9 protein-coding genes, 1 tRNA gene and 1 pseudogene are annotated in these 11,645 nt (G+C 42.2%); 4 read left to right on the forward strand and 7 right to left on the reverse strand.

The features are described from left to right. Window positions 1–203 precede the first annotated feature (203 nt). Genes AC4CU3_RS14290 through AC4CU3_RS14305 form a run of 4 tightly spaced genes read right to left on the reverse strand, consistent with a single transcriptional unit; the run spans window position 204 to window position 3,399 of the window. A complete protein-coding gene (locus AC4CU3_RS14290) occupies window positions 204–854 on the reverse strand; it encodes a hypothetical protein (RefSeq protein ID WP_234304686.1) in 651 nt (216 codons plus the stop codon). Between the two features lie 27 nt (window positions 855–881). Then, a complete protein-coding gene (gene queF, locus AC4CU3_RS14295) occupies window positions 882–1,694 on the reverse strand; it encodes an NADPH-dependent 7-cyano-7-deazaguanine reductase QueF (RefSeq protein WP_279044419.1) in 813 nt (270 codons plus the stop codon). After that, complete coding sequence (locus AC4CU3_RS14300; RefSeq protein WP_004982514.1) at window positions 1,694–2,467, reverse strand: ABC transporter permease; 774 nt, start codon at window positions 2,465–2,467, stop codon at window positions 1,694–1,696. Before AC4CU3_RS14300 ends, queF begins: the two co-directional genes overlap by 1 nt. Further along, window positions 2,464–3,399 carry an ABC transporter ATP-binding protein gene (locus AC4CU3_RS14305; protein WP_279044416.1) on the reverse strand — a complete coding sequence of 312 codons (936 nt, stop codon included), beginning with the start codon at window positions 3,397–3,399 and terminating at the stop codon, window positions 2,464–2,466. The genes AC4CU3_RS14300 and AC4CU3_RS14305 overlap by 4 nt, the downstream gene beginning before the upstream one ends. Before the next feature lie 178 nt (window positions 3,400–3,577). Here AC4CU3_RS14305 and AC4CU3_RS14310 point away from each other — a divergent pair. Beyond that, window positions 3,578–3,653, forward strand: a tRNA-Arg gene (locus tag AC4CU3_RS14310). Between the two features lie 376 nt (window positions 3,654–4,029). On the opposite strand, the gene AC4CU3_RS14315 is transcribed toward AC4CU3_RS14310, so the two are convergent. The 3 genes from AC4CU3_RS14315 to moaA form a co-directional block, all read right to left on the reverse strand. Further along, on the reverse strand, window positions 4,030–5,247 hold the full coding sequence (locus AC4CU3_RS14315; RefSeq protein WP_279044414.1) for a molybdopterin molybdotransferase MoeA: 1,218 nt from the start codon (window positions 5,245–5,247) through the stop codon (window positions 4,030–4,032). After that, the gene (gene moaCB, locus AC4CU3_RS14320; protein WP_004695990.1) at window positions 5,244–6,167 is read right to left on the reverse strand and encodes a bifunctional molybdenum cofactor biosynthesis protein MoaC/MoaB; all 924 of its coding nucleotides are present in this window, start codon (window positions 6,165–6,167) and stop codon (window positions 5,244–5,246) included. Before moaCB ends, AC4CU3_RS14315 begins: the two co-directional genes overlap by 4 nt. 139 nt (window positions 6,168–6,306) lie before the next feature. After that, complete coding sequence (moaA, locus tag AC4CU3_RS14325) at window positions 6,307–7,302, reverse strand: GTP 3',8-cyclase MoaA (protein WP_279044412.1); 996 nt, start codon at window positions 7,300–7,302, stop codon at window positions 6,307–6,309. 376 nt (window positions 7,303–7,678) lie between these two features. Here moaA and AC4CU3_RS14330 point away from each other — a divergent pair. From AC4CU3_RS14330 to AC4CU3_RS14340, 3 genes and pseudogenes are all read left to right on the forward strand, one after another. Beyond that, window positions 7,679–10,091 (forward strand): annotated as a pseudogene (locus tag AC4CU3_RS14330) (FdhF/YdeP family oxidoreductase). 83 nt (window positions 10,092–10,174) lie between these two features. Next, window positions 10,175–10,975 carry a formate dehydrogenase accessory sulfurtransferase FdhD gene (fdhD, locus tag AC4CU3_RS14335; RefSeq protein ID WP_279044410.1) on the forward strand — a complete coding sequence of 267 codons (801 nt, stop codon included), beginning with the start codon at window positions 10,175–10,177 and terminating at the stop codon, window positions 10,973–10,975. A gap of 84 nt (window positions 10,976–11,059) precedes the next feature. Then, entirely contained in the window at window positions 11,060–11,410 is a 351-nt protein-coding gene (locus tag AC4CU3_RS14340; RefSeq protein WP_201702801.1) for a winged helix-turn-helix domain-containing protein, read from the forward strand. Window positions 11,411–11,645: the final 235 nt, after the last annotated feature.

An 11,645-nucleotide genomic window follows, 5' to 3' on the forward strand; every position in this document is an offset into this window, starting at 1 on the left:
TATAAAAAGTCTTCCTTATATAGAAGCAATTAAAATTGTAGTGTTTAGAGTCTAGTGACAATGACAAAAAGATCTGGTCTCAGCTTATATATGGACTTTATATAGCTTTATATAAAGAGCAAGAAATCACAGCTTAGAAACAAAAATGACCCTACATAGGTAGAGTCATTTTGATCTGAAAAGCCTCGAAAGACTTTTAGCACTTAAGCATGAAATAAGGTGTCGTGATATTCAGCTAAAGCTAAAAGTTCATCTTTGGTTAGATTGGGGATGATTTTATTGGCAGCAATATGCACTGCTTTAATGACAGCTGCAGAACCGATATCGGCCGCTTTACGCTTAATCATGCCCAAATCGAGGGTTTTATTAAAGTCATTCATGAAGTGGCGTACAGTCGCTTCAGCAAACTGTTTATACAGTTCAGTTAACGCGGCTTTATCTACTTCATTGCCTGCTTTAATTTCAGCATAGTTATATTTGAGGTTGGTCACTAAGCTTGCATCTAACGCTTCACCCACACGGAACTGACCTTCAGCATCTTTAAACAAGCTTTTTTCAGAAAACTGAATCGATGCTTGAACCACATCATTCGATGATTTGCCTAAAAGCTGCTTCAACAGAACCGCAACTGTTGACTTAATATAGCCAGCTAGTTTCTCGGCTGTGTCTCGTTTATCACTCGGTGGGAAACGACGTACTAACTCAGTCAAAATGGCATCAATAATTTCATCATTGATCAGTAGTGCTGTTTTGTCTCGAAGTGGATATAAAGGTTCACTTGAGTCTTTCTTCTGCTGAGCAGTTTGAATAGTCTGTAAAAGTTCAGTCGATGGAATAAAACCAAAAAATGGCATCGTGTATTAACCTCAATGTTCTTTATTTTATTGTCGCGCCAATCGAATTGGGCGGGGCATCCATGACACATCTGACACACGACAAGGGTTAATGTCTAAACCACCACGGCGTGTATAAGCTGCGTACACCATCAGCTTTTCAGGTTTCAAATTTTGCCAAATATCGGCAAATATTTGTTCCACACATTGTTCGTGAAAACCGTTGTGCTGACGATAAGAGATAATATAAGCCAGTATGCTGTTATAACAAGGCTTTTTACCTTTATATCGGATAAATACCGTGCCCCAATCAGGTTGTCCAGTGACTGGGCAGTTACTTCTGAGTAAATGTGAGTAAATCTGTACTTCAATATCTTCCGCAGTATCATCTAATGCCAATAGATTTGCATTGGGATGATTTTCCAATTGGGTCGGAGTCAGTTCATCAATACAGATACCTTCAGGTTGACTAATTTCCACATCATCGACATGAAAAAGATCAATATTCACATCTGCGCCAGCCGCTGCCGATAAATCCTGTTCGACTGTTTCTTTAAACGTAGCTTTAGACTCAAACTGAGTAAAGTTCATGCTATTAAAGTAAAGTTTTAATGACTTTGACTCAATGAGGTTGGGCGAGGTGGCCGGTAGGCTGATGCGACCAATGGCAACTTGCGGAACACCAAGGTGATTTAACCAAGAAATTTCAAAAACATGCCACCAGTCTTTACCTTGTTGAATACCTTCAACATGTGCATAGTGCTCACGTGCTGTAGCACGGGCTATAGGAAAAAGAATATCGGGTTGATAAGTTGTAGGGTAATTGGTGTCTTTACCCAAAAGAGAATGTTCTACACTCATTATTCACGCATTCCTGAACCACGAGAAAGTAAATAGTAAGCAATGCCATAAAGCACTGCACAGCATATGGTCATAACAGATAGGGAGACGACGACGTTAACATCGCTATGACCTAAGATACCGAAACGAAAAGCATTGACCATATATACAATCGGATTGATCAACGATAAATTTTGCCAAAAAGGGCTGAGTGCTGAAATGGCATAAAATACGCCACCTAAATAAGTTAAAGGCGTCAGCACAAATGTTGGGATGATGGAGATATCATCAAAAGATTTCGCATACACCGCATTGATAAAACCACCCAGTGAAAATAAGAACGAGGTGACTAAGACGGTGTAAATGGTAACAAACCAATTGGTAATATAAAGGTCAGTAAAAAATAAACTCATAGCTGTCACAATAATACCGACCAAGACCCCGCGACAGACACCACCTAAGACAAAGCCCCATAAAATGGCATGCAAAGGTACAGGACTCATGATTAGCTCTTCAATACTTTTTTGAAATTTGGCACTAAAAAAGCTCGAAGAAACGTTAGCATAACTGTTGGTAATCACCGCCATCATAATCAGTCCAGGTACGATGAACTGCATATAGCTAAAACCGCCCATCTCGCCAATACGAGAACCGACCAAATTACCAAAAATCACAAAGTACAAACTCATGGTAATGGCAGGTGGAAGTAAGGTTTGCGGCCAGATGCGCATAAAGCGGCGAATTTCTTTATGCACCAGAGTATATAAAGCTACGCTAAGTTGATTTAAGTTCATGGCGTAGTTCCTTCGAGATTTTTTTCGACCATCTTCACAAACAGTTCTTCTAAACGGTTGGATTTATTGCGCATACTGCGGACTTGGATTCCTTGCGATTCGAGCAATTGAAATAAGTCATTGAGGGTATGCGCTCTATCCATAGTCACCTCTAAAGTCACGGCGTCGACTAAATGGAAACGAACCCCAATAATGTCGATATGAATTGGTTCAATCGGTGCGGCCAAATCAAAAATAAAGGTTTCCTCATTGAGTTGATTGAGGAAATTTTTCATGCTGGTGTCTTCTTTAATCACACCACGGTCAATAATGGCAATTCGACGACACAGCATTTCTGCTTCTTCTAAATAGTGTGTGGTTAAAATGATCGATGTGCCTTTATTGTTCATTTCTGTGAGGAAGTCCCACATCGAACGACGTAGCTCAATATCAACCCCTGCTGTGGGTTCATCTAAAATAAGGAGTTTCGGTTCATGCATCATGGCACGGGCAATCATCAGGCGACGTTTCATACCACCTGAAAGCATACGGGCTTGAACACCGCGTTTTTCCCATAAGCCTAGTTTTTCTAAATATTCTTCGGCACGAATTTCTGCAATTTTTTTAGGAATACCATAATAGCCCGCTTGTGTGACTAAGATATCGAAGGTTTTTTCAAACTGACCGAAATTAAACTCTTGAGGTACAACCCCTAAGCACTGTTTGGCTTGAGAGGGGTGTGTGTCGAGATTATGTCCAAAAATTTCGACAGTGCCTGAGGTTTTCTTGGTCAATGAGCTGATAATACCAATCGTTGTAGATTTGCCTGCACCATTTGGTCCAAGAAGGGCATAGAACTCGCCTTCAGGAACAGTTAAATCGATGCCTTTTAAAGCCTGAAACCCATTTTTATAGGTTTTGGACAAATCTCTTAACGTTAATGCATCAGTCATGAAATTCTCGAATGATTAATAGTGGCACTATTGTGAGCGATTATGCCTAATAAACCAAGTAATCTACTCGCAATTCTGTGTTGCAGATATGGAACATTGTATAAAGCATAAGCAGGAAAATCACTCTAAGCTATATAGATGCTTTACCTTGTGATTTTTTTTGATATGATGTGCTCGCGCGCTCATAGCTCAACTGGATAGAGTACAGGTCTCCGAAGCCTGTGGCGTGGGTTCGAGTCCCGCTGAGCGCACCATTTACCTATTTCAATACATACCAACATAGCCTCAAACACCTATAAATACTGTATTATCTGCCTTTCTCTTGTTTCAATTTGTTCCATGCTGTACCCCTATAATCCATTTTTTTAGGGGCTATACTTAGCAGTACATCAAAACAATAGTCTAAAATCTTTGTAAAAGCTTATTGGCTCATTCATTCGTGTGGCTTTCCCACCCACTAAAATCACTAGTGCTGTTGCTGGGTAGTTTTGCATGCCTTTGATCTAACATTCGTATGTAGGGATAATAATGCTCGTTAAATATTCAAGGGTACGGTCTAAGACAAAGCTGTCCAAGCCTTAGACCGTGTGCAAAAAGCACTTGGTTTGTATTACTATCTAATCGATGTTCTTAGATCGAGATGAAATCGATATAGTCCAATGTTACAGGGGCATCAGATCGAGCAGGGATTCGAACTATACTATTGGCTCGATTTAAATTACTGAGCATGTGGGATTGTTGTTTGCCGAGTTTGGAAACGGTTAATTGTCCAAATTCGTTGACATCTAATACCATGCGAACCAGTTGCTCACGGCTGTCTTGTCTAATGCTGTCGTTGAAGCGAGCTTTTTTCCACGCGGGTGCAGGAGACGTAACCCCCTGTAAAGCCGCCAATAATGTCGATACATGTACAGCAAGACAGGTGAGCACAGCAGCAGGGTTTCCAGGCAAACCAATCAAATAAGAATGATGATAGTCTGTCTGATATTCAGCAAAATACAATGGTTTACCCGGTTTTTGTGCAACTTGCCAGAAAATCTCTGTTGCACCTAAAGCCATTGAAACAGGTCGAATCAAGTCATAATCTCCAACCGAAACACCGCCTGTAGTAATGACTACATCATAATGATTCATGGCATTCGAGAGCGCTTGTGTGAGTATCTTCTCATCATCAATCACATGCTCTAAATGCACTTCAGCAAAACCCTGTTCTTTGAGCCAAGTACGGATCATTGGCGCATTGGCATCGAACACTTTAGATTGATTGTCCAGTTGCGTACTGACTTCATCACCAGTAATAAGCACTGCAATTTTAGGTTGGCGATAAACCTCGACATGCTGAACACCCGCCATACTGAGTGCCGCAATTAAACCGCTGCCTAAACGCTGGCCTTGTTGCGCAAGTGTTGTCCCGATGGATAACTCCTCACCTTGATAACGAATGTCTGCGCCTTTGTCCAAAGCTTGAGTTAGAGTCGCTTGTTTATGGCCACGCGTGATAATTTCCTGTCGAGCCACAGTATCTGCTGAGTTTGGCAGCTTGCCCCCAGTAAAAATACGAACAGTTTGACCTGCTTGAATCTCAATATGTTCTTCAATACCCGCACGAATTTCACCAACCAATTCAAAGCTGGTAATTCCAGCTTGCAAGTCTTCAGAGCGCAGCGCATAGCCATCAACTGCACTTTGGGTAAATAGAGGCAAGGCAACTGTTGATGCAACATCTGCCGCTAAAACATGTCTATGCGCCTGTACTAAAGGCAAAGTAACGACAGGCAATGTTTGGACGGCGCTATAGTGTTCAAGAGCTTGATCGAGTGTAATTAAACCAACGCCAGAGCAACTCATTCATAACCTCCTGGGTGAGGTAGATCACGGCAGACATCAAAAATATGAACCAAAGCAGGTAAAATGGCTGCCATAGATTCACTTGCACCACCACGGCTGCCCGGAAGGGTAATCACCAATGAACGGTCGATAAAACCTGCAACGCCACGTGACATCGCAGCATAAGGGGTACGTTTTTGTCCGAAAGCACGTGCAGCTTCCATCAGGCCATTGAGCTCACGTTCAAGTAAAGGCTCAAGTGTGTCTACTGTAATGTCACGTTTGCCGATGCCTGTTCCGCCTACAGTAATAATGCAAGCATAAGATTGAGTGAGCTCTAAGACCAATGCTTTTAACTGATCGGCTTCGTCAGGTAAAATTTGATAATGAATCGGATCAAAACCAGCTTCGGTTAAGGTCTCGACGACGGAGCGGCCAGCAGTATCTGGTTTACGACCTGCGGCAACGGTATCTGATAGAACCAATACTGCCGCAGAAACAGGCTGACGCAAATGACGTTTAAAGTGTGATTTTCCGCCTTTTTTCAGATCGAGTTTACATTGCTGAATGATCAGCTCATGCGGTTCGCAATGGGGTTTGAGCATGTCGTAAATGGTGAGAGCCGCAATACTGGCAGCGGTCAACGCTTCCATTTCTACACCTGTTGGCCCAATCGTTTCAACGGTTGCACGAATAATCACACGGTCGACAAGTAGTTCAAAATCGACATCGGCACGATAAATAGGTAGCGGATGGCACAGCGGAATCAGTTCATCGGTACGTTTTGCGGCTAAAATCCCAGCAATGCGGGCTGTTTTGAGAGCATCACCTTTTTCGGTATTGCCGTCGGCAAGAAGTTGTAAACAATGTGCAGGGGCAAGCAGTTCAGAGCTTGCAGTTGCAACGCGATAGCTTTCTGGCTTCATGCCAACGTTTTTCATAAAGTATTCCGAAACATTGAAGTGTTGATTTAACGTGAAACTGTTCGATCAAGAGAAAAAGTTTATGACGTATTTAGATAACACAAAAATAAATGCGGATACAGTCGAATGACTGACAAACTCAAAATTAACCCGTGAATTAACCCCCTATGGCATGCATACTGATTTTGCGTGTTGGGGCATGTTGATGTTCAATAAACCCGGCTTTTTTATGCCACACAGCATTGAGAATCTGGGCTTGTAATAAAGCGGGATCTTTTTGTTGAAGTAAATGACGCAGCGGTGTTCCCTTATTGGCAAATAAACAGGTAAAAAGCTCTCCCGTTGCAGTGATACGTAAACGGTTACAGCTTTGACAGAATGGTTTGCTGATGGTGGAAATAATGCCTAATGTGTACTGATCATTAAGCAGATAAATGGTTGCAGGGTCATGTTGTCTGGCTTGTTTCTGAATCTGAAAATGAGGCTTAAGAGTTTGGATAATGTCATCTTCAGTGATGACTTTTTGAGGCTGCCAGTGCTCAGGTTGATCTAAGGGCATATATTCAATAAAGCGTAATGCGATCTTCTGTTGATAAGCCCATTGAGTCAGTTCAAGCACTTCATGATCATTTTGTCCTGCGACTAAAACACAGTTCAATTTTATCGGCAGATTGGCTTGTTGAGCTGCTGCGATGCCTTCGAGCACTGGTGCTATCGGACGTTTAGTCATGTTCATAAACGTGTCTGCATGAATGCTATCGAGGCTGATATTAAGATCATCTAGTCCTGTTTCTTTTAGTGCTCGTGCATACTTGTTTAAATAGAACGCATTACTGGTCATGGAAATACGTTCTAAACCGTGTGGTTTGAGCCGATTCAAAGCATCAATAAAATTGACTACGCCTTGACGCATCAAAGGCTCTCCACCTGTTAAGCGAATGTGCCGAATGCCTAAACTGACCATCATTTCACAAAAGGTTAAAAGCTCTTCAAAGCTTAAGATGTCTTTTTTGGCCAACCATTCAGGTGTATCGGGCATGCAATAACTACAACGATCTGTCAGTGAGATTCGGAGTTTATGTTTATGACGGCCAAATTGATCGATCAGTTGCGCTGACGTATGTTCTAAGCATGTAGTAGTCGAACCGTCCATAGTCGCTCCACTTCGTATTTACCTACGATTTAGTTTTTATAAACGAGAGTATGAAATGTTTTATTTCAAAGATCAAACGGAGTCTTGAAGCTGTTTAGTTCGTTTATTTTCAAAAATTGAGAGGGTTTTCCCTGAACACGATCCATCAAGTCTTTGCCTTTTGTAATAATTCATCTATTGAAATTGCATACCAAAAGGGTGATATTTTTGATCAGAAGTATTTTGGAATTGTGCCAAGAAATGTAGGCATGATGAATAAGAAATAGACAAAAAAAAAGGGATGAGAAATCCAAATCGCTTGCAAGTATGAGCAAAGCTAACAGTGAATTGATCATTGCAGAACTTTTTACCGAAGACGGATATAGAGGGCGGTGAGATGGAAAACACTGAAGATAAAAAGCATGACGATGAAGAAACCAGCTATGCACGAATAGAACCTTATACCAATCCTGCGGGTGGATGGGGCGCGTTGTTAAGTGTTGCAAGAAACTTAAAGAGACAGGAAGTTTTCAAAAAAGGTGCGATTACGCTCCTCAATATTAACCAACCCACAGGTTTCGACTGTCCAGGATGTGCATGGCCTGAAAAAAAAGATGCACATGCCTTTAACTTTTGTGAAAACGGTGCGAAAGCCGTTGCCTTTGAAGCCACTTCAAAACGTGTTACGCCTGATTTTTTTGCAACCCATACGGTCAGTTGGCTGTCTGAGCAAAGTGATTTCTTGCTTGAAGATTCAGGCCGTTTAACCGACCCAATGTGCTATGACAGCGCAACCGATAAATATGTGCCCATCTCGTGGGATGATGCTTTTGCCTTAATTGCAAAACATTTACATGCCTTGAATCATCCAGATCAAGCAGCATTTTATACTTCGGGTCGTGCAAGTAATGAAGCGGCATTTCTATATCAACTCTTTGTCCGTGCTTTTGGTACCAATAACTTCCCAGACTGTTCCAATATGTGCCATGAGACCACCAGTGTTGGCTTACGTGACTCAATTGGTTTGGGTAAGGGAACGGTGACTTTAGAAGATTTTGATATCGCCGATGCGATTTTCAGTTTTGGGCATAATCCGGGCACCAACCATCCGCGGATGTTGGGGACTTTACGTGAAGTGTCGCGCCGTGGTGGCAATATCGTTGCCATTAACCCCTTAAAAGAACGTGGTTTAGAACGTTTCCAAGATCCGCAAGCACCTGTTGAGATGATGACCAATGGCAGTACACCTATTAGTCGATATTATTTCCAACCCAACGTGGGCGGTGACTATGCGCTCATGTTTGGGATGCTGAAACATTTACGTGAATGGGACATTCAAGCACTGGCAGCTGGGAAAAAGAGCGTTTTTGACCGATCTTTTATCGAAATGAATACTGTCGGTTTCGATGCCATGATGGAAGAAATAGATCGTACTGCATGGTCCGATATTCATGCACATACGGGACTTAGCCCTGAGCATTTAGAATCTTTAGCTAAAATGTATTTGGATGCCAAAACGGCCATTTTCTGTTGGGGCATGGGGATTACACAGCATCGACACGGGACTGCGAATGTACATATGCTCGCGAACTTAATGTTGGCAAGAGGGCATATTGGTCGTCCAGGCGCAGGTTTAGCTCCGATTCGTGGGCACAGTAATGTGCAAGGCGACCGAACTATGGGGATCAATGAACGACCAAGCCCAAAATTGCTGGATAGTCTGGACCGAGTATTCGGCATTAAGTCGCCACGTGAACATGGTTTTGGCGTGGTGGATACCATTCAGGCGATGTATGAAGGTGATGTAAAAGTTTTTATTGGTTTAGGTGGTAACTTTGCTGTTGCCACTCCAGATACACCGTATACACAAGAAGGCTTACGTCGTTGTGATTTAACAGTACAGATTGCAACCAAGCTGAATCGTAGCCATTTGGTTTGTGGTAAAGAGGCATTACTTTTACCCTGTTTGGGCCGTACCGAAGTTGATATGCAACAGCATGGGCCGCAGGCAGTCAGTGTTGAAGATTCCATGAGTAATGTACATCTTTCAGCAGGGCGTAATGAGCCTGCTTCTAAGAATCTACTTTCAGAGCCTGACATTGTGGCGCGTATGGCAGCAGCCGTCTTGCCAGACAGTGATATCAAGTGGAAATGGTATGTAGAAAGCTATGACCGTATTCGAGATTCGATTGAAGAGGTCTTTGATGAATTTCATGATTTCAATGCACGTGTCTATCAGCCGGGTGGTTTTCACTTAGAGCATCCAGCAATCAGCATGTATGGAATACGCCTGTAGGCAAGGCCCAGTTTTTAATTACGCCGTTGGCTGAAGTATATGCCGATAAAGAGAATAAATGCGCTGAACAATATACAGGGGCCAAAGTCTATACCCTAATGACCACACGCTCTCATGACCAATACAACACCACCTTGTATGGACTCGATGACCGTTATCGTGGGGTATTTGGTCAGCGCCGTGTTTTGTTTATGAATGCAGAAGATATCGCTGCGGCTGGTTTTGTTGCAGATCAATGGGTGGATATCGAAAGTTTTATTCGGACGGTGTTAAACGTGTGGTTCAAAGCTTCCGTATCGTACCGTATAACATTCCACGGGGTAGCCTCGCAGCCTATTATCCGGAGACCAATCCATTGGTTGCACTCAGTAGCCATGATAAATACGCCAAAATACCAGCTTCGAAAAGCGTGCCTGTGATTTTGCATGCAGGCCAAGCACCTGAACATTTCAACTTGGCACAAGCGGTTGATCCTGAAGATGCCAATCAGATCGTGAATCGAGAGGTTAGTTGATTCAATGCTGAAATGACGCCTGATTTGCAGGTGTCATTTCAGCATTGAAGGATTTAGTGTTTAGGGAAGATTGGAAAATTATTATGGATATTCGGGGGTCTAAGTTGAGTTCTCTGGGGTATGAAACGGTTGATATTCAGCGTTTAAGTGAAAATAGAGCTGTTGAACAATCTGATTTTGTGGTGCAAGAATACCCTATTGCCTTGGTTTATAATGATATTTCCCACGCAGTAATGATGGCAACGCCAGCCGATATTGAAGTCTTTGCGAAAGGCTTTAGCTTGTCTGAAGGTATTTTGACGAGTTTGAAAGAGCTTTACTCTTTACACATACACGAAACGGAATTTGGGATTCAAGTCGAAATGACGATTTCTACTCGGGCCTTTATGGCGCTCAAACAACACCGACGGATGATGGTTGGACGCACGGGTTGTGGTCTCTGTGGGATTGAAAGTTTGCAGCAGCTTTATTTGGATTTACCTCAAATTACCACAGCCCTTTGTGAGGGATGGTTGGCTCAAATTCCGCAAGCCATTGCTCAACTCAATACCCGACAAAAAATCACCCAAATGACGGGCGGTGCACATGCGGCTGCATGGGTTGAAGCGGGGGAAATAGTGGCTTTGTTTGAGGATGTAGGCCGACACAATGCTTTAGATAAACTATTGGGTTATATTGCAGAACATCATTATGATGTAAATCAAGGTTTTGTCGTGATGACCAGCCGCGCCAGTTATGAGTTGATTCGTAAGTGTGCTCAACTGAATATTGCCTTGCTGGCGTGTATTTCAGCCCCAACCAGTATGGCGATTAATATGGCAAAGCAGTCAGGTTTGACCTTAGCGAGTTTTTGCCGCGGTAATGGTTTTGTTTTATATACTTGATATTCAAAATTTTGCTGTATAAAAAGTAAAAGATTTTTCTTTAGGTCATCTGTGTCGATGACAGGTCTTTATTTGAGTGAATGTATGCAGGACGTCAAATTAAAATTACAGCTCAGAATACTTCTCAATCAAGACATTGCATTTGGGCCGGGTAAGGCCGAGTTATTGGAAGAAATTCGACGTACTGGCTCAATTTCTCAAGCTGCAAAAAGTATGAATATGAGTTACCGCCGTGCATGGCAGTTGGTTGAAACTATGAATCATAGCTTTCAGTCAGGATTGGTCGAAACTCAAAAAGGTGGAACGCATGGTGGTGGGGCAAAACTCACGGACTTGGGCGAAAGTATTTTAAGTCAATTTAGACAGATGGAAATAAAAGCACGCATTGCGATTGAACAGGATTTTGCAGAAATAGCTCAACACCTTAAACAATAATCTAGTCAGGTCAGCTAGATGCTTCTCGTAGTCAGTCATTGCATACACGAATAAGCTTCCTCTATTTGATAAAACCTCTTATCTACTCACTCGATTGTAAGAGCAGTATCAGTCACGTGATTAAGATACAAACACTTTAACTTGAATGATAAATAATCTGTTTCTGGAATTGACGTTGCTTATGTATCCATATATTTTTAAAAACATATTGGTCAATTTATAACGCTTAAGGGGA

The organism is Acinetobacter sp. 802_lipA, assembly GCF_058242885.1.